The sequence below is a fragment of the Candidatus Pelagisphaera phototrophica genome (assembly GCF_014529625.1).
GTDB lineage: Bacteria > Verrucomicrobiota > Verrucomicrobiia > Opitutales > Opitutaceae > Pelagisphaera > Pelagisphaera phototrophica.
Map to the genome: position 1 here is coordinate 624,467 of NZ_CP076039.1, position 22,149 is coordinate 646,615.

20 protein-coding genes are annotated in these 22,149 nt (G+C 49.2%); 10 read left to right on the top strand and 10 right to left on the bottom strand.

Annotated features, from left to right (window positions below):
* The first annotated feature begins 48 nt into the window (after positions 1-48).
* Positions 49-1,245 carry a galactokinase gene (gene galK / locus GA004_RS02845; RefSeq protein ID WP_283395782.1) on the top strand — a complete coding sequence of 399 codons (1,197 nt, stop codon included), beginning with the start codon at positions 49-51 and terminating at the stop codon, positions 1,243-1,245.
* Here the strand turns inward: galK and GA004_RS02850 are convergent.
* The 3 genes from GA004_RS02850 to GA004_RS02860 form a co-directional block, all read right to left on the bottom strand.
* Positions 1,223-2,116, bottom strand: coding sequence for a prepilin peptidase (locus GA004_RS02850; RefSeq protein WP_283395783.1), 894 nt, complete (start codon positions 2,114-2,116; stop codon positions 1,223-1,225). The genes galK and GA004_RS02850 overlap by 23 nt on opposite strands.
* 13 nt (positions 2,117-2,129) lie before the next feature.
* A complete protein-coding gene (gene aroE / locus GA004_RS02855) occupies positions 2,130-3,068 on the bottom strand; it encodes a shikimate dehydrogenase (protein ID WP_283395784.1) in 939 nt (312 codons plus the stop codon).
* A 91-nt stretch (positions 3,069-3,159) separates the two neighbouring features.
* Positions 3,160-4,203: a transglutaminase family protein gene (locus tag GA004_RS02860; protein WP_283395785.1), complete on the bottom strand. Its 1,044-nt coding sequence runs from the start codon at positions 4,201-4,203 to the stop codon at positions 3,160-3,162.
* A 293-nt stretch (positions 4,204-4,496) separates the two neighbouring features.
* Here GA004_RS02860 and GA004_RS02865 point away from each other — a divergent pair, with 293 nt between their 5' ends.
* Positions 4,497-4,715 carry a hypothetical protein gene (locus GA004_RS02865; protein WP_283395786.1) on the top strand — a complete coding sequence of 73 codons (219 nt, stop codon included), beginning with the start codon at positions 4,497-4,499 and terminating at the stop codon, positions 4,713-4,715.
* Here GA004_RS02865 and GA004_RS02870 read toward each other — a convergent pair.
* Positions 4,698-5,111 (bottom strand): response regulator, encoded by a 414-nt coding sequence (locus GA004_RS02870; RefSeq protein WP_283395787.1) that lies wholly within the window; start codon positions 5,109-5,111, stop codon positions 4,698-4,700. The genes GA004_RS02865 and GA004_RS02870 overlap by 18 nt on opposite strands.
* 266 nt (positions 5,112-5,377) lie before the next feature.
* On the opposite strand from GA004_RS02870, the gene GA004_RS02875 reads away from it, so the two are divergent.
* Both GA004_RS02875 and xseA read left to right on the top strand, forming a co-directional pair.
* Positions 5,378-5,986, top strand: coding sequence for a TVP38/TMEM64 family protein (locus GA004_RS02875; protein ID WP_283395788.1), 609 nt, complete (start codon positions 5,378-5,380; stop codon positions 5,984-5,986).
* Positions 5,983-7,344 carry an exodeoxyribonuclease VII large subunit gene (xseA, locus tag GA004_RS02880; protein ID WP_283395789.1) on the top strand — a complete coding sequence of 454 codons (1,362 nt, stop codon included), beginning with the start codon at positions 5,983-5,985 and terminating at the stop codon, positions 7,342-7,344. Before GA004_RS02875 ends, xseA begins: the two co-directional genes overlap by 4 nt.
* On the opposite strand, the gene GA004_RS02885 is transcribed toward xseA, so the two are convergent.
* Positions 7,341-7,781: an ACT domain-containing protein gene (locus GA004_RS02885; protein ID WP_283395790.1), complete on the bottom strand. Its 441-nt coding sequence runs from the start codon at positions 7,779-7,781 to the stop codon at positions 7,341-7,343. The two genes, xseA and GA004_RS02885, sit on opposite strands and share 4 nt — an antisense overlap.
* A gap of 600 nt (positions 7,782-8,381) precedes the next feature.
* Between GA004_RS02885 and GA004_RS02890 the strand changes: the two genes are divergently transcribed.
* From GA004_RS02890 to GA004_RS02900, 3 genes are all read left to right on the top strand, one after another.
* Complete coding sequence (locus GA004_RS02890) at positions 8,382-8,819, top strand: hypothetical protein (protein ID WP_283395791.1); 438 nt, start codon at positions 8,382-8,384, stop codon at positions 8,817-8,819.
* A 113-nt stretch (positions 8,820-8,932) separates the two neighbouring features.
* Positions 8,933-9,427: an outer membrane lipoprotein gene (locus tag GA004_RS02895; protein ID WP_283395792.1), complete on the top strand. Its 495-nt coding sequence runs from the start codon at positions 8,933-8,935 to the stop codon at positions 9,425-9,427.
* A gap of 102 nt (positions 9,428-9,529) precedes the next feature.
* Positions 9,530-9,736 carry a hypothetical protein gene (locus GA004_RS02900; protein WP_283395793.1) on the top strand — a complete coding sequence of 69 codons (207 nt, stop codon included), beginning with the start codon at positions 9,530-9,532 and terminating at the stop codon, positions 9,734-9,736.
* Positions 9,737-9,799: 63 nt separating this feature from the next.
* Here GA004_RS02900 and GA004_RS02905 read toward each other — a convergent pair whose 3' ends face one another.
* The 5 genes from GA004_RS02905 to GA004_RS02925 form a co-directional block, all read right to left on the bottom strand.
* A complete protein-coding gene (locus tag GA004_RS02905; RefSeq protein WP_283395794.1) occupies positions 9,800-11,590 on the bottom strand; it encodes a beta-N-acetylhexosaminidase in 1,791 nt (596 codons plus the stop codon).
* Positions 11,591-11,592: 2 nt separating this feature from the next.
* Positions 11,593-12,312: an HAD family hydrolase gene (locus tag GA004_RS02910; RefSeq protein WP_283395795.1), complete on the bottom strand. Its 720-nt coding sequence runs from the start codon at positions 12,310-12,312 to the stop codon at positions 11,593-11,595.
* Between the two features lie 34 nt (positions 12,313-12,346).
* Complete coding sequence (locus tag GA004_RS02915; RefSeq protein ID WP_283395796.1) at positions 12,347-13,078, bottom strand: pseudouridine synthase; 732 nt, start codon at positions 13,076-13,078, stop codon at positions 12,347-12,349.
* Positions 13,079-13,272: 194 nt separating this feature from the next.
* A complete protein-coding gene (locus tag GA004_RS02920; protein ID WP_283395797.1) occupies positions 13,273-14,190 on the bottom strand; it encodes a DUF4097 family beta strand repeat-containing protein in 918 nt (305 codons plus the stop codon).
* Positions 14,191-14,466: 276 nt separating this feature from the next.
* Positions 14,467-15,498 (bottom strand): small ribosomal subunit Rsm22 family protein, encoded by a 1,032-nt coding sequence (locus tag GA004_RS02925; RefSeq protein ID WP_283395798.1) that lies wholly within the window; start codon positions 15,496-15,498, stop codon positions 14,467-14,469.
* Between the two features lie 183 nt (positions 15,499-15,681).
* Between GA004_RS02925 and GA004_RS02930 the strand changes: the two genes are divergently transcribed.
* From GA004_RS02930 to GA004_RS02940, 3 genes are all read left to right on the top strand, one after another.
* Positions 15,682-17,436, top strand: a complete 1,755-nt coding sequence (locus GA004_RS02930; protein ID WP_283395799.1) for an ABC transporter ATP-binding protein — start codon at positions 15,682-15,684, stop codon at positions 17,434-17,436.
* Between the two features lie 16 nt (positions 17,437-17,452).
* The gene (locus GA004_RS02935) at positions 17,453-18,340 is read left to right on the top strand and encodes a 2-dehydropantoate 2-reductase (RefSeq protein WP_283395800.1); all 888 of its coding nucleotides are present in this window, start codon (positions 17,453-17,455) and stop codon (positions 18,338-18,340) included.
* Between the two features lie 79 nt (positions 18,341-18,419).
* Positions 18,420-22,148 carry a hydantoinase B/oxoprolinase family protein gene (locus GA004_RS02940; protein ID WP_283395801.1) on the top strand — a complete coding sequence of 1,243 codons (3,729 nt, stop codon included), beginning with the start codon at positions 18,420-18,422 and terminating at the stop codon, positions 22,146-22,148.
* The last annotated feature ends 1 nt before the right edge of the window (position 22,149 follow it).

Genomic DNA, 22,149 nt, shown 5'->3' on the forward strand with positions numbered 1-22,149 from the left:
TGTCCCGCAGCTTTCCGCCTGCGGGATTTTTGTTTTTAATTTCGAGCCATGCCATTGGTGGAAAGACTGAAATTCCGTTTTACGAAAAACTATGACGCTGTTCCGGACGTCATAGCTGCGGCGCCGGGGCGGGTTGAGTTCATAGGCAATCACACAGATTACAACAATGGACCTGTAATTGGAGCAGCGATTGACCGTTATGTCTTTGTGGCGCTTAGAAGGATTGAAGAATCCGTATTTCGGTTCTCGAGTGGGGATTCGTCTTATGTCGCTGTTGAAGATCCCACTCAAAAGCTTAAGGGCAAAAGGTCATGGATCAATTATCCTCTGGGCGTATATGATAGTTTGATACGGCGGGGACTGAAGCCTTCGGGGGGATTTGAGCTAGTGGTTGATTCCGATGTTCCAATGGGTGCAGGATTGAGCAGTAGCGCAGCTTTGGAGTTGGCAGTGTGCCAAGCGTTGTGCACGGTCTACGGGCTGGGGCTTAGTCGAGAGGAAATGGCGCTTGCGAGTCGAGAGGCGGAAAACGAATTTGTGGGAATGCCTTGCGGGATACTGGATCAAGGTGTTTCGGCTATGGGGACATCAGGTTCCTTGGTCTACATCGACTGTAGAGACATGCGCTTTTCAACTATACCGCTGGGGAAAAATTACAGTATCTGGATATTTAACACCCACAAGAAGCACTCGCTTGTGGAATCCATGTATTCTGAAAGGCACAATGAGTGTTTTCAAGCGGTAGACGGTTTAAACGGAGTAGGACTGAGAATTCAATATTTGGCGGATATTTCTCCTGCCGACTTCCAGAGCGCCAAGAGTCGTTTGTTGGGAACGTTGTCTAACAGAGCAGAGCACATCGTATCTGAAATTGAACGGGTGAATCGGGTTAAGCATCTGCTTGAAGGCGGGAGGGTCTCAGAGGCGGGACAGCTCCTGTTTGAATCGCATGCCAGTTCAAGGGATCTTTTTGAAAACAGTGTGGAAGAACTCGACTATCTCGTCGAGATCTTGAAATCGCTACCGAACGTCATAGGAGCTCGGTTGACTGGGGGTGGATTTGGTGGAGCTGTTATGGCTCTAACCGAAGATGCTTTTTCGCCTGACTACGCGGAGTCTGTGGCATCAGCCTATCGCGGCAGGTTTGGACAGCCGCCTGAAGTGATTCAGTGTCGACTTTCTGATGGAGTCCGCGTCGTAGAACGTATAGAGTCTACGGATACTATTGAGCCAGCTCTTGGATAAGCGCTAGGTAATCGTCGACCTGTGTCTCGAATACAATGGCGTACAGGAGAGCGCCTGAAGCGAGCATGGGGCCGAAAGGCATTTCTCGCCCAATAAGGTCCTCGCCTTCCCCTGATTCCTTTGGCCTTAAAGCGGGAACGACCGCCTTGGCAATCGTCCAGCCTAGCACTCCAACGGTACCTATGACGGCCCCGCCAAAGAGCGCGAACAATGCCCCTTGCCAGCCCAAAAAGGCGCCGATACCCCCAAGTAGTTTGACGTCCCCAAATCCCATCGCTTCTTTGCGAAGGACCTTTTCGGCAACGAGGGCGATCCAAAGAATTAGGCCGGAGCCGATCATTAATCCGACGAGAGCCTCGAAAATGCCTTTGACCGAAGCGTAAGCGAAAGTCGGATCACTAATTCCGTGCAACGAGGGTATGATCCCCGATAGAATCACGCCGATTATGCCCGTCCCGATTGAAAATCGGTCTGGGATTTCCATATGGTCGAAGTCTATGAAAGTCGCGCAGATTAGGAGCCCTACCAGTACCATGAGGCACAGAGCCTTCGCGTGGGGCTGTTGTTGCCAAGCAGCGAGAAACAGGCAGGCGGTCAGAAGTTCGACAAAAGGATAACGGAAACTGTAGCTAGCTTTACAGCAACGGGCTTTTCCGCGAAGGATGAACCAGCTAAGGATGGGAATATTGTCGAACCACTTAATCGGCTGGCCGCACGAGCAGATTGAGCCGGGGAAGATGATCGACTTTTCTGCTGGTATGCGATAGATGCATACATTGAGAAAACTTCCTATCAGGGCTCCGAATATGAAAATCACGGAGGAGAAAAAGACGGGAAATCCCTGATCGATGTATTGCAGCTCGGGTAGCATGTGTTTTGGACTCTTAGTCGAAGTACGCTCGCGACAGCAAAGCTGCGTTGGCTGCTTGGTTCATTGTTTCCGCATTGACGTTTTTCCCTGACCAAATTTCGAGGGAGCGAGCTCCTTGATACACCAGCATGGATAGCCCGTTGGCCGCACGCCCTCCTTTTGATAGGATGAGCTCCATAAATTGGGTGGTTCGCGGATTATAGATCATATCGAATAGAGTGAGAGGATGCTGTACGCACTCTTCGGGCAGCGGCAGAGGATCGTCAGAGTTGAGACCAAGAGAGGTTGCATTGACAATTATTGTGCTGGAGGGCAGCGAAAGTTTTGAATCGTTCGGTGAACAATTACTCAGGGGAATCGAAAATCGTTCGGCAATAGGGCTTAAGGTTTGGATCAGATTTTTGAGACGATCTTGGTTGCGGTTGACGATTTTAAGGGATTGGCATTTGCGACGCAAGGCTTCGACTGCAGCCGCTCGCCCGGCTCCTCCGGCTCCTAAAATGACAATATCCTTACCTTCAAGGCTGGTCTCAAGGTCTCTTCTAATTCCCTCCGAAAGGCCATAGCCGTCCGTGTTGAATCCTTCATAACCGTCGTCTAGGCGTCTCAACGTATTGACCGCCCCTATTTCGAGTGCGGCGGAGTCTACCTTTTGTAGAGCGCCTAAGGCGATTTCCTTGTGTGGGACAGTTAAATTGAGACCGAAAAACCCCTTTTCGTGAAACATAGGAAGAGCCTGGATCAAGTCCTCGGGTGGTACTTCGAAACGAAAGTAACGCCAATTAGAGAAGCGGTCATTGGGCTGGGAAATCTCCTTAATGGCAGCGTTGTGCATTGCGGGACTTATTGAGTGCCGCACGGGATGCCCTAGAACTGCGAGGCTGACTCCGTCGAACCCCCAGCTTTTCAGATCCTTTAGGGTGTATGTTTCCTCGGAATTGAAGGTTTCCATGGGCGAAAAATGGAATTCGAAAGTACCGGGATGGGCGAGGAAATTATCACTCGATGGCGATTCACCCCTCTTGGGCGTACGGCAGGGAAATTTAGAGCTGCTTCTCGTATGCGTCTTTAAACTCCTTCAGCATATCTGAGAATAAAGCTGCCATCGACCCCTTTCCCGATTCCGTGTAATGGAAAACAAGATTTCTACAAATGCGGGAGAGCGTTTCGTGTGTGGTGGCAGGAGCGAGATAGCTTAGATTGGGGACGATATTACTAGATTCGATCCGCTTGAGCATATGCCCCGCTGTCAGGAATTTGCCGTGTTCGAATGGATCTATGTAGAAAGGAGCTGTTTCTTCGAAGCAGCCAACGACGAAATGTCCAGGAGCATTGATGGGAACGATTTCCAGCCCAAGTCTCTCAGCTATAATAAGATAGAGAACTGAGAGGGTTATGGGGAGGCCTTTTTTAGACTGAAGGACCGCATTGATAAAGCTGTTGTCTGGATCAGTGTACTGCTCCGAGTTGCCCCTAAAGCCCGCCTCGTGAAAGAGGACACGATTGATGACGGCACATTGGTCTCGGGGGGAGGCCGGCTTTATTATGAGCTCTTTGCAGCGACTCGCATATGAGTCCAGTTGATTGCAGATGCCTCCTATCTCGAGATTGGGGTAGGCGACCCGGCTAATCATCATCCAGCCAGTTTCGAGCTCGTAGTTCCCTGAATGTATGAACTGTCGAAGTTCTTGGGCGAGATCGACGGATCGAAGCTCAGAAAGGTAAGCTCCAGCGTGCCAGCCTAGCAGCCGATTGCTGCTCTTGGCGGCTTCGTTCAGAATTTCCAGGCCGTAGGACCCCATTGAATTTAGAATTCTGAGAAGCTCTTCTCTTACGGCGGGACTCGGATCATCCAGTAGACTCAAAAGGGCAACTTTTTCTTTGGCCGTCATCGCATGGTCTCGCACGTTCGTAAGGTGCGGCACTATTCCGTGAATCGCAATAGTAGAAGATCGTTTAGACGAAAAATTGGGGGACATGATCGCAGTAGCCTGTATTCGCTTGCAGCGTACTTTGGCTGGGCGAGAGATGAGCCCTTTAATGGTTTCTGACCTTGAGATGGCGTAGTGAACGGTGATTCGTGCCAAGCGGGGATTGAATTGCTAGAGATCTGTAAATAAAAATCTAGTAGCTTACCAGTAGGGTACTGCACCTGGAGGGAAGTAGTCTGATTCCTCTAAGGGAGTTTTACTAGATCATTTTGGGCAAGATATAGCCATTTTCATAAAATTTTAAGCAATTGATAATCAAAAGGTTATAGTATTTAAAATTGATTGATTATGATTTGGCAATTTATCGAATAAAGGTTGTATTTGGGGAACCGATTAGAGCATCAAGGCACATAAAGTGTCTAGTTGAATGGAAACAATTTTTCCTGGGTATGGAACCGCTCTATCCGCTGAATATCATAGAACGTACCTTTCCGCATCTTCGCGAACAGCGAGAGAAGGCGGAAAAGGAACTGCGTCTGAACCCTAAAGTCGAGGAGACATTCGAGCGTTCAATCTATGAGAGGACGTTCGATAATGAGAACCTGTATTTTTTTGATATTCATTACGAAGGTAGAAGCACGGGGAAGCATCTAAGCACCTTCGCGTGACGTAATCAACTCCTGTCGTTTGATGACGGCATCCCTAATTAGCTGAATCAGCTCGGCGGTTTGAAAGGGCTTTGTTATGATTCCATTGATTGCCCTATCGCCGATCCGCTCTTTAATCTCCTCGCTCAGACATCCGCTTATCATGAACACGACGAGATCGGAATTAAATGTGAGTATTTGGTCCAACAAGTCCTCTCCTCGAGAGTTCTCTAGATTTAGGTCAAGGAGGATTCCGTTAATAGTGCCGTTGTCTTCCTCAAGAGCACTGATCGCTTCGTTTGATGTTCCAACGCATATCGAGTTGATTCCTACCGAACTTAATATCAGATTCAACAGCGTCCGTAGACCCTCGTCATCGTCTATTACGAGAAAGGTACCTAAACTCGAGTCGCCCATTAGTAAAAGTGATGTTTAAAAAGACCTTAAATAATTGCAATGGGAAACCGCAAAAATGTCTTCACTTGCTCACTACGAAGAGCACAGGCTTTCTTTTTCAAGATGTGGGAATCGCAAATTAATAACCGATCGCATCTTTGACGCTTTGGGGGAAATCCCGTTTGGAGATTTTGGCTTTGCTATTAGGTCCTCGTGAGCCTTTCAGTGTTGATGTGGCTTCCGCCAGAATCAGGTCATTTATAGGAATCTCAATATTAGGACTCATCGTGGCTGCAGTTCTGTTTTGGCAGTTTCGACACGAACTGGGCGAAGTTGATGTTCAGGCGGGAATCGACTGGATTACCGATTTCGGCCCGATTCCATTCTTCGCGGCGATGGCCGTTCTGCCGAGTTTCTGGGCCCCCGTATCACCGTTGCTTTTATTGGCGGGAGCCGTATATGAGATGCCGGTAGCGATTGGTGGTTCCGCAGCGGCCCTAGCCATTAATATGGCACTGTCATGGCTTTTGGCGGGAAAGTTTTTCAGACCCCCGTTTGAGAGACTCGTACATAGATTTGGGTACAGTGTTCCCGAGCTAAAAAGAGAAAGCATGTTTACGGTAGCGGTTTTGTTGAGAATCACTCCAGGAATGCCCTTTTCATTGCAGAATTATTTGCTCGGCTTGGCTCGCATGCCCTTTCTTTGGTATATGGGTGTATCGTTGCCTCTTACTCTAATCCTATCCCTCAGCATCGTTATTTTTGGGGACGCCATTCTAAAGGGGAACACAGCGTTGATTTTATTGGCGATCAGTTTGTTTGTGGCGTTGAGTTTGGGGGTGCGTTTTCTGCGGGCTCGGTTAAAAGCTAAATTGATCACCGGGGGGTCATCGTGAGCGATTCCTTCCTAGCGCAGTTTGGCGAAGAGGAAACGTGTACTGTTTCGGAATACACGCGCCGAATAAAGCGATTGCTCGAAGGTTCCGTGGGGCCTGAATGGATCAAGGGCGAGGTATCCAACTTTAGGAGGCAGGCCAGCGGGCACCTCTACTTTTCTCTCAAGGACGAAGGAGCTCAGCTTCCGGTCGTCATGTTTCGCGGAAATGCCTCCGGGCTCGATTTCGATTTCGATAACGGTGTAGAGATCGTGGTGTATGGAGAATTGAGTGTTTACGAGCCTCACGGACGCTACCAATTAATCGCCCGCTCGGCGATCGCCTCGGGTCAAGGGAGATTGCACAGAGAGTTTGAGCGGCTGAAGAAGAAGCTGTTTGAAGAAGGGCTCTTTGACAAGGAGCACAAGAAGCCACTCCCCCTTGCCCCCCGAAGAGTGGCGTTCATCACTTCTCCTAGCGGAGCGGCGATTCAGGATTTTATCCGCATTCTCAAGAGGCGGGGCTGGTCTGGCCGGTTGACAGTGGTCCCCGCCAAGGTCCAGGGGCTAGATGCATCCAACTCTCTTCAAGACGCGCTTTCCTTAGTCCTAAAAGTGGGTGGATTCGATCTGATCGTTCTGGGTCGTGGGGGTGGAAGTTTGGAGGACATGTGGTGCTTCAATGACGAAATGCTCGCTAGGGCCCTTTCAATTTCTCCGATTCCTACGATCTCGGCAGTCGGGCACGAGATCGACTTTTCCTTAACGGATTTTGTCTCTGATGTCCGAGCGGAAACTCCATCAGCGGCAGCGGAGCTGATTAGTAGCGCCTATATTGACGTTGTTAGTCGAATCGAGTACGCTCGGGATACGATCGTGGATCAGGCAGAAGACGGAATCGCATTGAGTCGGCGAAATTTAGGGGATTGGGCGACGAGATTGAAGGCCGCTTCTCCACAGCGCAGTCTTGAGACCGCAGCGTTGCGGATAGATGAATTGAGTAGTCGATTGTTGTCTGTATTGACCCGAGAACTTTCCCGAGCCAAAGGCGAGCTCAATCAATCGAAACTCGCCTTTGGCAGACTCCGGCCGGATCGTGTTGCGAGTGAATACCGACTACGAATAAACGAATTAGCAAAGCGAATACTCGATCGTATGGAGCGTAAGCTCGCACTTGCCAGACATGGTCTGATCGAGACGAGCGGGAAGTTTCAATCACTGAGCCCGAAAGCTACATTGAAACGTGGATACGCCATTCTGTCAGAAGAGGATGGCAAGACTATTTCTTCAGTAGCTCGTCTCTCAAAGTCCAAGCGACTGCTGGCTACGTTGTCGGATGGAGAAACGTGGCTGCGAGTAAATAAATCGGGTAACCCTTAAGCTAAGCTGAGTTCAGGCGGCCCAACTGGGAAATCTGAAATTTCGTCGAGAACACTTGTCGCGAGGACGACATTCTCAGCTTTTATAATTAGACGGGTCGCAGAATCGTTGCGATCGACCGATGCGTAAAAGTAATCTATATTTATATTTGCCTGAGCCAAGGCGCTGGTGATCTTTGCGACTTGCCCCTTTTTATCGTCCAGTCTAACTGAAATAACCCGCTCGCACTCCACGTCCAAGCCGTTGGAAATCAAAACGCTTTTGGCTTCTTCCACTTGGTCCGTGAGGAATCTGAAGTAGCCGCGATAGACCCCGCCAGCGACTGACATTGCATTGGCGTTAACGCCATTTGATGAGAGCAAATCGCTGATACGGGCGATTTCTCCCGGGGCGTTAGCAATTTCTACTGAAAGCTGTTGCTCAATATTCTGGTACACGAGACTAAATATGGATTGTCGAAATGGGTGATTTGTTCCCTCCAAACCCTTGGGATGAAGGGTTAGAGAAAATGAAAACCGGACTCCAAAGAGACCGGTCCAAAAACTAATTCCTGTTTGCTAGCGACTAGTCAAGTCGAGATTAGATAGGTTTCTGAGACTTCAGAAAATATCTGGAAACCCGTTCATGGGCGATATTTCGTTTCAGATTGGGTCGAGCAAAAAGGTAGTCCTCCGTTTCGGCGGATTGAGACAATACTCGCAAGGGAGGATTGTACTGAAATACTTGTATTGGTCTTGGGGATTTTTTCATCGGGGGTTTCGGGGTATTCACTCTGTGATGAGAGTTCGCATTAGGAGTTTACAGACTGTCTGGCTAATAAGTTTAAATTTATGAAATCTATCGTAGTAATTGTTGCGAACAAGGGTGAGGGGGTTCGCTCCCTGCGACGGAGTTATTTTTTTAACTGGGTAAATGAATTGGAGGGAATAAATCGAATGAAATTTTGCAGTCTCGTTTTAATTTTCGTTTTTTCACTATTTTTTTTGAGTTGCCAGTCTACTTCCAGCCAATCGCGTTATCCGATCAATTCTAGTGGAATGGCGAAGCAACTCGACGGCGGAACAATCGTTGATCTAAGAGAAGTCGTAATCGATGGCACATCTTCTGGGCTTGGCGCCTATGGAGGAGCGATTGGAGGAAGCGTGGCCGGTGGAGCGATCGGAGCAGAAGCCAGTGGAACCAGTTTAGGAGCTGCCGTTGGTGCGGCGGGCGGAATGATCGTAGGTGGTGTGGTAGGACCGAAAATAAAGAAGGCCTTAACCTCCAAAAGAGCTCAAGAGCTTACGATTCAAATGGATGAGGGGGTAACGATCATAGTCGTGCAGGAGATTAGGGAGCCGCGATTCAACATTGGCGATCCGGTGAGGGTCGATTCCAACCTAGCAGGGGCAGCACGTGTATTTCATGCGGATGACAATCCACACATTGATCCTGACACGGGAGCCTATTTGCCAGATGACTTTGAAAGTCTCTAGCACCAAGGAGAGGGTTGATTAAATATTGAATTGGAGTAGGATGTAAAAATTGGTTTTTGTGAATCCGCAATCCACTTTGGATCGAACAAGTCGTCATTGGAAGGGATAGAAACATGGAATTAAAAACAAAAGGAATCACCGGAGCGTTCAGTACCATCATTTTTACCCTCTTGTGTGGGTGCGCTTCGGGTGGTGGATACGAAACTGTCCCGCGATCCTCAGCGGGCACAACCCAAACGATTGACCAAGGAACAGTAGTTGCTACTCGGGACGTTAGGATCGAAGGGGAGAGCTCTCAGCTAGGACTTTATGGCGGAGGTATTATGGGAAGTGCCGTTGGATCGACCGTTGGGAGCGGGGATGGGCAAGTGCTGGCCAGTGCCGGAGGGGCGGTTGTTGGCGCGGTTGTTGGAAAGCAGGTCGAGAAAGCGATGACCTCCAAAATCGCTCAGGAAATCACTATAGAGATGGACGATGGGAGCACGGTAGTGGTCGTGCAAGAGTTGCGAGAGCCTAGTTTCAATGCCGGCGAGCGAGTGAGTGTTTTAGAAGCGCGTGGTGGATACGCTCGAGTGAGGCACGAAGACTATACGGCTTCACAATTTTAGCAGGTTATATATCCCACGGAATTTATTTGGGAGGAGAAGAAAAGGGGAGGCGGTTATCTGCCTCCTCTTTTTATTTTGCCTATTTGCATATGAGGGCTCTTGATGACTTTGTTCCAGTGCAGTCCGAATCTTCAGACTCGGGTAATTCTACCCAAAGTATTTCTGCCGTGGGAAGCGGATGATTCCCGGGATATCCTCGTGGAGCCGAACGGAGCCTACACAGGGATTACGGCGACGCTGCAGATATCAATTGTCCCCGATGGGGTTCTGTTTTTACGTTTCCAGATTGTGGAGACGCCTCAGTCTTAATAAATATAGGAGGCGGCTTTACGCCGTGATTTCAAGGAGGTTGATCGCGGAATAAAGCCGCTCCTACGGATTCCCAAGCGAACTTTCCAAATAGGAGACGCTTTCATCTAAACCGCCGGGGCGGTTGCGTTGCAGCCATTGTTCGCGGTAGGCTTTGATTAGCGATTGGAGTTCGGTATCTAGATGGGTCTGTCCAGAGTAGGTTTCATCCAATTCCTGGAGCCCCTTGTTAATTCCGAAACAAAGTAGTTGGCAGGAGAGGATCAACTCCTCCTTTGCTAGCTTGGCGTTTTCGGAGGGGGCGTTTGAGCCCCTTAAATGAATGAGCAATTTCGAAAGTCCGGTTTGGCAATCTTCCAGTTCCTCTTGATTTGTTTTACCGAGGTTGAACTGGAATTTTTCTCCACTGGTAAAGAGGAGATCGTTTAGGAGGGTACGGTTGATTGGCTGATAGGAGAAGCCGTTTATTAGGTTACTTAGCGAGAAGATCGCTTTGGCAAAGTCCAAAGAATTATCTTCAAAGAAAACCGTATTGATAGCCTGGATATCGTCAAACTCCGATTCGGAACTCATGTTCCAAGACAGCGTTGCAGCCCATACGATTGCGGGATAGCTGACGGGAGGAAAGTGGTGATGGCCAAAGTCGCCCCAATTCGTGAGAAGGGTCCCTCGGGCTCCAAAGCCAATAGCCTGTGCGGTCGCTGCTTTGACATTTGCGATGGCGTTTCTATGACGCCCGCCTATCGTATTCCAAGCGGAGGTGCCTGGCGCGACATAAAAGGGAATGCCGGAATCTTGGAAGGAAGCGCATTGCTCTTCGAAAGGGTGATCGGCCTCGTACCCCCAAATGACGCCGATCGCATCTTTGGGTAGCTCCTTAGCCAGATCGCGCGATTCTAGGATAATATCTCCCCAGAATTGCATCTTTTTGTCTCGGGCCGTTACTTGTTTGTGGATAGAAAGAAGGTGGTCGAGGTAGACGTGATGCTTCCCCTTGGCCTTCACGATATCGCGGCTCCAGCCCTGGCCGAGTTCCCAGGGTTCGTCGCCACCGATGTTGAATAAGTTGCTGCGGAAATTTGGAAGAAGCTCGTCGTACAATTCGGACACGAAATCGAGAGATGCTTGGTCTGGCTTGAGGGTGCCGCCCCATGGAAGATGACCTGATATGGGGTGCTCATAGCCTTCAGGGCACTCGGCTAGGTGTTTGTAATTATCATGGCGCAGCCAGCGATCCATATGTCCAAACGAGTTTTGATTGGGAACGAGTTCAATGAATCGATTGTAGCAATAAGTATCCAGCGCTTGGGTTTCTTCACCCGTTAAAGGAGACGCGTTCCCCCAAACGTTTTGGTGATTCTGGTAGGCGAAGGTGTGCTCCGTGTAGAATTGCAGTTGATTGAATTTGAGAGAAGCGAGCGTGTCGATTAGCTGGAAAAGGGACTCTTGGGTTGGCACCTTGCATCGGCTGATATCCAGCATGTATCCGCGGACTTCGAGGTCGGGTTCATCTTCAATTTGAATACAGGGAAGAAGTCGACCTTTGATTTGGATGATTTGGCTAAGAGTGGTCAGCCCTCGGTAGAATCCGGAATCGGTTCCAGCCTCTATTTCTACTCCCTCACGTCTTATGGAAAGAGAGTAAGACTCTTCTGCTGGTTTGACCGTGGTTTTTTTTAACCGAACTGAGGTGGAATTACTTTTGGTCGATTCGAGCTCGATCGAAGGAAAGGTCTCCAGAGTGGATTGAAGCCGCGGGCCTATTTCGAAATCACTTGAAAGTGCAATCGGCTCGGGGAGTTCGAAAGTCCCATTTAGAGGGATTATTTTTTTGGGAACCGGGATAAGCTGCATCACTAGCTGATTGAGTCGACCGCGATAGTGTCGATTAGGTCGGGCAGCTGGGAGATTGATTCAATTTGATAGAAGTTGTCATGTTCATGTGGAGTCGACTCCACTCGCTCGTGCTCCCAGGTAATTCTATAGGGGATATGGATTCCGTGTCCTCCCAAGTTCAATACGGGAAGAATATCAGATTTGAGGGAATTGCCGATCATGACGAACTGTTTGATGGGTACCCGACTTCGTTCCAGCACACGGGCGTAGGACTCCACTGTCTTGTCTGAAACAACCTCTACGTGGTCGAAATAGGCAGCTAGCCCAGATTTGGCAATTTTCCGTTCCTGGTCCCGGAGGTCACCCTTGGTCACAAGGATGAGCCGAAATTTTGAACTGAGGTTTCTCAGTACTTTTTCCACATCGTCGAATAGCTCAACGGGATGAGAAAGCATGTGACGGCAGTGATCGATAATGCGCTGGATCTCTTCGGATTTGATTTCCCCTTTGGTCAAGTGGATGGCGGTCTCTATGCAGGAAAGCGTGAATCCCTTTATACCGTATCCAAAAAGCTCGAGATTACGCATCTCAGTTTCGTAGAGCACCTTCTCAACGGTTTCAGCGTCATGATAATCGGAGAGAAGCTGGCAGTATTTGTTATGATGGTCCTCGAAAAGATTCTCATTGTGCCAAAGCGTGTCGTCAGCATCGAATCCAATCGTTGTTATCGGCCATTTCATAATCGGTAGAACACTTCCCATCAAGAATCTGGAATCAGCTTTGAGTCAATCCAGTTGCCTCAAGACCTGCTTGAAAGTCAGGCCAAAGGGAGGCTTCGATCTCTATACCCTCTTGTGAAAAGGGATGAACAAGCGATATGCTGCTAGCGTGCAAAAAGAGCCGAACGAATCCATACTGCTCTTTAAAAGCGAGATTTCGCCGCGTGTCGCCGTGTTTGGTGTCGCCAATGATGGGGCAGTCGATGTGGGAAAGGTGCCTTCGTAGTTGATGGCGACGACCCGTCTTGGGATCAAGCTCCACCCAAGCATAGCGGGTTTTAGGGTAGCGCTCTGTAGGGATGGGGTGCTCGACAGTAGCTCGAGTGCGATAGAGTGTTTTCGCCTCTTGGGCGGGGTCGCTTTTCGCTTTCGGCCCTCGGTCGAGCATCTTTCGTAAGGGGTGATCAACCACTCCACTTTCAGCAGGATGACCGCGGACGATTGCGTGATAGGTTTTGTTGATTTGACCCATTTCGAATGCCTTCTGCCCTTTGGATAAAGCGGACTCGTTTAGTGCGAAGAGAAGGGCGCCGGAGGTCGGCTTGTCTAGCCGGTGGACGGGAAAAACGTGTTGCCCGATTTGGTCGCGAAGGAGCTGTACCGCGAATTGTGTCTCCTGCGAATCGATGGCGGTCCGGTGGACAAGCAGTCCAGGTGGTTTGTTGATTGCGATGTATTCCTCGTCTTGATAGACGATGGAAAGAGAAGAATCATAATCGGAAATCATTTCGCTTGTTGGGATCCTAGAGAGAGCGCTGCCGATTGGAATCCGAATATACTAATCAGCGAAAGAATGTGACCCAGAAGCTTTCTTGATTGGAAATACCCCTCAGATAGCGATCGGGAAAAAGGCTTATGTTTTCAACCCGCTTATCATACGCTCTAGCTGCTGAACAATAGATATCCCACATTGATGCTTCCTCAAGAAGTGCGAAACTTGAGAAAAGGGCCGCCTCCGTTGACGGGGCCTTCGGCAGTTCGGCTGCGTTTGAGTTCGTAGGTCATCGTGATGGGAAAGTCGGTCCTGACTCCGCCTCCGCTATTGGGAGCGTTTAAATAGAACCGTTCGCCTAGCGGCAATTTTTCAATAATATCGCCACCTGATGTCTTCAATAGAGTGTCGGCATCTATTTCTCTGGGAAAGCTGGCGGTGATGCTGCCTCCCGATGTTTTAGCTTCCAAGGGACCGTTGACTCCTGTGGCGTTGATACTGCCACCTGAGGTTTTAAGTTTTGAATTGCCCGCTATGGAATCGACTTTGATCGGACCTCCGGAGGTGGAAAGGTTTGCCCCGCTCCTTAGGTCGGATGCCGCTATGGATCCCCCGCTTGTATGAGCGTTCACGGGCCCGCCAATATCGGCTAGTTTCATGTGTCCACCGGAGGTGCGAGCAGCGACTTCTCCCTCTACCCCGTCAATTTCAATATTTCCGCCAGAAGTGTGGAGCTCCACATTAATGCCTTTGGGGACGGACAACGTGGCATTGAAGTGTACGCTGGGCTTGCTTCTAAACAAACTCCAGAAGGCCCAATTATTATCGTACTTAAATTCTATATACAAGATACTATCAAGATCGTCGATGGTTTGCTCGATCTTTGATTCTATCGAGTCCGCCTCTTTCTCGGAAGCGTTACGGAATACTTTTTCGATCAGGACGTGTGCATTAGAGCGCTGGTCTCCGGTAAGATTGATGAATCCGCCTTGGACGCAGGCTTCTACTTTTGCGACACCGTCGAGGTTGATGGACTGATCTATTGGCCGGACGATTTTGGGTACGCCAAATGCCGATACGGACAGTATGGCTGCGATTGTGAAAAGGAAAAATTTGGGGAACTTCATAGACTTAGCTAGGTTGTACTCTTGTATACACGCACCGAGGGTTGCGGGTTGCAGATATTTTGGATAATTGCAAGGGTTGGACTAAGGTCAGGGCTCGACGGACGAGGGAGCTGGGTAGGAGGATCGTATTGATGTGGCGTTTCGGGGCGTCACGCCCTATCAACGGGGTGCAATTTTATTCGTAGGGCCCGTGCTTGAGCTGTGCCTTGAGGTTGGGTGTTGTGAAATGCATACGCGGCGCGGCACGAGGGCCAGCCCTACATTACGAGACCTGTTCTAAGGTTCCCCTTGGACTTTAAGCGACTCCAAGGCACCTTCTACGATTTTCCCCGCGAGGATCTTGCCCGAGTCGATTCGAGTCCATTCGTAGAGTGTACCGCTCTTGTTTTTCTTGATCGTTTTCCAGAGGGTCTTGTCTTCGCGTTTCCAAAGCTCGTAATCATTGTGGCCATTCTCGTCGCAGGAATAGATACGGGTATAGCCCTTGTATTGCCGAGGCCGACCCAATACGCGGGACTTGCCAGCAGTAAGCTGTCTGCTTTTGAGATTTAACGAGTCCATGACTATAAAACTGTAGGGGAGGCTCCGGAGATCGATTTCCATCACTTTCGAAAACTGGGCCCAGTGCGCCTCTGTGAAAGCAACGATGGGCGGTTTAGCGAAAAAGTGGCACCAGTGGATCGTATTTGCCTCCTCTTTCATGGGGCAAGGGAGATCGCAAATACAGGGGGCGATAGGATTGAAGTATGGGAGTAACTCCTCTCGCTGTTCTAGTAAGAGGCGGCTGCTGTCGTAGCTTCCAGGCTCGACCCAAAAGACCTGTTGAGATTGTGAGAAAAGACGATTCAGGGACTCTCGATCAGTCAATGACAGTTCGTTGAGTACATGGCTTGCCAGGCAAAGGGTGTCCGCTAAGTTAATGCTTGAGAGGTCATTGGAGAAAGTGACCTTAAGATTTGGATACTTTTCTTGAAGCGTTTTCTGGGCGAATGAGGTCGCAGCTATCGAATGGTCCCATAAGATTACCTCCGTTACTTTATCTGTTCCAAATGCCTCGAGGATTCTGAGCGTCGCGATTCCCGTTCCGCAACCCCAGTCAAGAATCTGAGACGATTGCAACTGCCAGTCCAGTTGCTTGGCTTGAGAGATTGCGGCATCCCATTTCCATCCGATTCGAGAAGCAAAGTACTGGTGGTACTGGACAAGGTCGTTTGCGGATTCCCAATAGAGACCAACGCTGCCACTTTCGTTGAGAAAACGATTTCTCAGTCGATGTAAGATTTCCCAGTCTGGAGCCACTAATTCCATTTAAAGGGATTCGTTAGGAAAGAAGCCATCGGTCGCAACATGAAAAGTCCATGGATGGGGCAATTGGAATCCAAGCCTTGAGACTTTGCAGTTGGGCCGATCCAATCGAGTGGGGCTAGGTTCAGATTTTCGCGATCAGACTTGTCATGCTAGTGTTACGTCTGTGGAGTCTGGACTGATTGAATGAAAACGATTTGGAGAGTTTCTGGCTACTTGTTCCGCTACAAGGCGATGTTTTGGATGACCATTGGGCTGGCCATTACAAGTACGCTATTTGTAATGGTGATCCCCTTGGTCACGCGTTATGTGATCAACGAAGTATTGCCTGAGAAAGAGATGGGTAATTTATGGTTGGCCATTTGCGCCATAGCAGGCTGCTTTTTCATGCGCGAGCTTTTCAATTCATTTCGTATACGCTTAAACAATACACTGGAGCAAAAGGTTCTCATTGATATCCGGAAAGACTTGCATGACAAATTGATGGAATTGCCCATCGGCTATTTCGATAGTCGCAAGTCGGGAGACATTGCCTCGCGAGTGATAGAGGACGTGGAATCGGTCGAACGGGTAATCCTCGATGGAACGGAGCAAGGGAGTACGGCTATATTGACCGTTCTTGGAGTGGCTAGCATCATGTTTTACTTCGAGCCGACTTTAGCGACACTGATGATCTTGCCCATCCCCATAATGTTGGTCATGCAGCACTTTCATTTTCGCGCTCAAGGCAAGAATTGGCGCAAGGTGAGGGCTGCAGCGGGTGAGCTTAATTCGCTTTTGATTGAAGACATACAGGGCAATCGCTTGATCAATTCCTTTGCCCTTAAGAACCAGGAGAAAAAGCGATTTCAAGAACGTCTCTCAGAGCTCAAAAAACGCACGCTTATATCGATGTATCGCTGGTCAATCCACGGCCCCATAACGAATTTCGTAGTCAGCTTGGGAACGGTAGCAGTGGTGGGATACGGGGGCTATTTGTTTGCAACAGAACCCGAACGTTTCGGTACAGGGGATCTTTTAATGTTCTTCCAGCTGGGGGGCATGCTTTACATGCCTTTGTCTCAATTAAATGGGCTTAATAATCTGCTAGCCACGGGAAAAGCCTCCAGCGAGCGGGTATTCGAGATGCTCGACTATCCCGTAGAAATCACAAATCCGGATACTCCGAAACCTTTTCCAGATGGGCTCCTTGAAGTAGCGTTCAGCTCGGTCAACTTTGCTTACAGCGGCCGAGAAGAATTGCTGACGGATTTCTCTCTGAATCTGGAGAAAGGGAAAGTGACCGCACTGGTGGGTCACACGGGAGCCGGGAAGTCGACCGTGGCCAATTTGATGCAGCGATACTACGATGTTACGACTGGGGCGGTGACGTTTAACGGCATCGATGTTAGGGAGATGGATCTAGTCGATCTGCGGATGCATATTGGGGTGGTCGCCCAGGATCCGTTTCTGTTCGATGGAACCGTTCGGGACAACCTATTGCTGGCGAAGCAGGAAGCTACGGACGCGGATTTGATTGAATCCCTTAAGGGTGCGAGTGCATGGGAATTCGTTTCCAATCTTCCCGATCAAATGGATACACGCATTGGAGAACGCGGAATTCGACTCAGTATGGGAGAGAAGCAGCGTCTTACAATCGCAAGGGTTGTATTGAGGAATCCACCACTTGTAATTCTTGATGAAGCGACATCAAGTGTGGATACCATTACCGAAGCAAAGATCCAGCAGGCGGTTGGCAATCTAGTGAAAGAGCGAACAACTCTGGTCATTGCCCACCGGCTCTCAACTGTGCGGCAAGCTGATCAGATCGTAGTTTTGGAGAAGGGTCGCATTATCGAAAAAGGTTCTCACGATGAGCTCATTGGCGGGGAGGGACACTACGCCCGGCTCTGGCAGACCCAAACCGATCTTATTGCGGAAGACGCTTTCAAGAACTGCTAGTAATCAATTATTACCTATGCCTAAAATAGCGCTCATCGGTCCTGGAGCAATTGGAGGAACCCTCGCGGGATGGCTGGAAACGAAAGCAGATAACGACCTTGTTATTTGCTCCCGTAATTCCTTTAAAGTGCTCGTGGTCGATTCTCCTTTTGGATCGTTAGCCTCGTCTCCAAGAGTTATAACGGATCCTTCACTCGCCGGTCCTGTAGACTGGATTTTAATTTGCACTAAAACCTACCAAATAGAGGACGCTGCAGATTGGATTTTACCGCTTAGTCATGCGGATACTCACATCGCTGTGATTCAAAACGGTGTGGAGCACCTAGCGAATTTGAGTCCTTATGTTTCGGCTGATCGCATTGTACCGGTTATCATAGATTGTCCTGCAGAGCGAAGCGAGCCCGGCAAGATCCTGCAAAGAGGATCCGTATTGATGACGGTACCAAATACGTCGTGGTCATCCACCTTTGCTTCGCTGTTTCCTGCTGAAGGTTTTGCGACTAGGTTGACCGATGATTGGAATACAGCCGCATGGAGAAAGCTCTGCATTAACAGTGGTGGAGCGGTCTCTGCTTTATTGAATCAACCAGCAAATGTGGTTCAAGAAGGAAGTGCAGCGAACATAATGAAAAATTTGATACGTGAATGTATCGCGGTCGCTCGAGCAGAAGGAGCGCAGGTCGAAGATTCAATCGTCGAGAAGATCATTGCTGGTCAGGCTTCGGCGACCGAAGGAGCGATGAATTCCATACACGCGGATTTAGTTTATAAACGGCCCATGGAGTGGGACGCTCGAAATGGTGTGATTGTTAGACTCGGAAAGAAGCATGGTGTAGCGACTCCTTTCAACGAGATGGCAGTATTTCTTCTGAAGGCTCTAGAAGCGAGTTATGCCAGATCCTAGTTTCAAACTGTTGTTTCCGAATGCGAGTTTAATCGGTACCAGATGACGGAACGCATACCTATTTTAAATTGATGGAAGCATGTGGCAATTCTGGATAGATACGGGTGGCACATTTACTGACTGTTTAGCCCTTTCGCCTGTCCGAAAGGAGCATAGAGTAAAGGTTCTATCTAGCTCAGAGATTCGAGTTCGAGTGGTTGAGGTGTTGGGCCCGAACCGGTTTCGATTGGAGATTCCTTTCGATACAGTAGACGACTTTTTTGTTGGATACAGACTGCAGGTTTGCGGACTAGGCACGGTTACTGGCCAAATTGTAACCTGGTCGAGCGAGGATTGCCTGTTAGAGTTGGATGTCAAAATTCCCGCTATAGAGCAGGGAGCTCTTTGCGCGATTCAATCATTAGAAGAACCTCCTATTCTTGGGATGAGATTGATTACGCAGACGCTCCTAGGAGAGGCTTTGCCCCTCCTCGAGCTCCGATTGGCAACTACACGAGGCACCAATGCGTTGCTGGAGGGAAAAGGAGCAAGGGCCGCGTTTTTCGTCACTAGAGGCTTCAGGGACCTACTTCGAATCGGCAACCAGCAGAGACCAGACCTCTTTGAGCTTGGAATTAAAAAGCGAGAGCCGTTGCATTCATTAGTATTCGAAGTCAGCGAGCGCCTGGATGCAAAGGGCAGCATTATAGAGTCGCTGTGTGAAGAGGAGGTGCGAAGGTTTGCCGTTCGTTGCCGGGAGGAGGGGATTGAATCTGTAGCGGTCGCCCTGTTGCATAGCTACCGAAATTCAGATCACGAAAAGCGAATCGGTGAGATCCTTAGAATGGAAGGGATTAATCATGTATCCCTTTCGCATGAGCTTTCGGCAAAGATCAAAATTTTACAGCGAGCTGAAACATCGATGGTGGATGCGTATCTCGCGCCGATAATGGACACCTACTTGGACGCAGTTCAATCTGTGTTGTCAGAAAGAAATCTGAGGATCATGACCAGTGCAGGTGGACTTGTTTCACGAACCTACTATCGTCCAAAAGATAGTTTGTTGAGCGGCCCAGCGGGAGGAGTAGTCGGGTCGTCAAGCGTCGGAAAGCGGGCCGGGATCGAACGGGGAATAGCGTTCGACATGGGGGGAACGAGCACCGATGTATCCCGTTTCGAAGGACGACTTGACTACCAGTTTGAACAGGTGATCGGGGGAGCAAAAGTATTCGCCCCATCCTTGCGGATTAAAACAGTGGCGGCGGGAGGAGGTTCGTGCTGCTGGTTTGATGGATCTGCCTTGAGAGTTGGGCCTGAAAGCGCAGGTGCTTGGCCAGGACCCGCCTGTTATGGAGCCGGTGGCGGGCTTACTTTAACGGATGTAAATCTTCTTTTGGGGCGAATAGATGCGTCCGAATTTGGGATACCGATTTTTCCAGAAGCAGCATCGGAGGCTGTGGATAGATTGGTAGACGAAGTTCAGGCACGTTCAGAGATGCCAGTAGCTGATTCAGACCTCCTGCAAGGATTGCTCGACATTGCTAATGAGCATATGGCTGATGCGATAAGGAGCATTTCGATTAGAGAAGGGTACGATCCGTCGGAGTATGCTTTGGTTGCATTTGGTGGGGCAGGTGGACTGCATGCTTGCGCAATAGCCGATATTCTAGAGATGGATTCGGTGCTTTTCCCTTTGGACGCTGGATTATTGAGTTCTTATGGTTTGCAGCAAGCGAGTGCGGAGACGTTCAAAGAGCGCCAGATCCTTCGTCCGCTAAAAGATTGCAAAGATGAGATAGAAGAGTGGAAGTGCTTGCTAAAGGAGTCCGCTTACGAAGCCCTTGTTTTGGATGGAGAGCTTCGAGAGAATTTAGAGATTAGAGCTAGCCAAGTTGAGATCCGGTTCCTTGGCCAGGAGTCTGGACTATTGATTGACCTTGTCTCAGTCGAAAGTTTGGAGACGGACTTTAAATATATCTTCGAGGCCCAGTATGGATTCATACCGGAACAAACGATAGAAGTTGTTTCGATCAAGGTCTCTGTTGGCGTTCGAGACAGAGTTGGAGAAAAAGAGGTGTTTGAGGCTGAAGAGGAATCTGAGATAAAAGCTGAGGGCAGATGTAATAGAGGTTCCCTAACTCCCGGAACTCGAGTTGTCGGGCCCTTAGTGGTACAAGATCGTTTTAGCACGGTATATGTTGACGCGGGTTGGGAGGCGATTGTGGGAAGTCGAGGCAGCCTAAAGTTGAGTAGAGATGAAGGTGCAGCGATTGAGAAAAAATCTAATGTGGAATTTGTGGAACTCGAACTCTATACCAACCGTTTCCTCTCTTTGGTGGAAGAGATGGGAAACTTACTCGAGCGTTCTGCATTTTCCACGAATGTAAAAGAGCGAAAGGATTTTAGCTGTGCTTTATTGGACTCGAATGGCTCTTTAATTGCCAATGCTCCGCACATCCCGGTGCATTTGGGCGCGCTTGGTGTTTGCGTGAGAAACGTTTCTAGAGTTCTCGATTTAAAAACTGGGGACGTAGCGATAACGAACCACCCTGGGTTTGGGGGATCGCACCTACCTGACCTTACTTTGATTGCTCCGGTCTTCACAGAAGAGGATCAATTGATTGGGTATGTGGCTAATCGGGCCCATCATGCTGAGCTAGGGGGAATTAGCCCCGGTTCGATGCCTCCAAATGCTAAGTCTCTTGAGGAGGAGGGGGTTGTATTTGAACCTGCTTTCTTAATTAGAGATGGTAAAGTCGATTGGTTGAGTATCGAAAGAACTCTGACCAGTTGCGCGTATCCAACTCGCCGATTAAGGGAAAACCTCTCGGATCTTGCGGCCCAGTTAGCATCTATTCGATTTGGGGAATCGGAATTAAGAAAAATGGTGGGTTACTATGAATCGGATACGATCCGCCATTATATGGCCTCTCTGAAAAAGCGTGCTGCGGGGGCGTTGCGAAGTGCCTTTGCGGGTTTAACGTTTGAAGAGCAAGCCGCAGAGGAGTATCTGGATAACGATGCCCAGATTGCAGTTAGAATCTGTCAAATAGAAGACAAATTGGTTATAGACTATGCCGGAAGCGCGGAAGAGCAGGTGACAAGTTATAATGCAACTCCTGCGATTGTAAAGAGCGCAACCCTGTATGCGCTACGCTTGTTGGCTAATCAGCCTATTCCTTTGAACGAAGGTTTTATGGATGTTGTGAACATAAATATTCCCGAAGGGATGTTAAGTCCGCGTTTTGACCAAGATCCTGCTTCTTGTCCTCCGGTCGTAGCGGGCAATGTGGAGGTGAGTCAACGCATTGTGGATACATTAATAAAAGCGTTTGGATTGGCAGCGTGTAGTCAAGGTACCATGAACAATCTCATATTTGGCAATCATCACTTTAGCTACTATGAGACTATTGCGGGGGGAGAGGGCGCGACATCCACTGGGCCGGGTGCAGATGGAGTCCATACGCATATGACTAACACGGGGATTACGGACCCGGAGATTCTTGAGTTTAGATTTCCCGTAACGCTAGAAGTGTTTGAGATTAGAGAGAATTCTGGAGGTGGTGGAAGGTACAAAGGAGGCGAGGGTTTACGAAGGCGAATTCGCTTTAGTGAGCCAGTAGTCGTTTCGCTTTTGACCCAGCACCGTATGTATCCACCCTTTGGATTAAAAGGAGGGGGTGTGGGTGCGTTGGGGAGTCAGTGCCAGATTGCTCTTAGTGGTAAAAAAAGGTCTATTGAAGGTAATGGCTCCTTTCCCTTCGAGGCAGGTGAAGCCATTGAAATACTGACTCCAGGAGGCGGAGGATGGGGATCGAAGACGGGCTAAG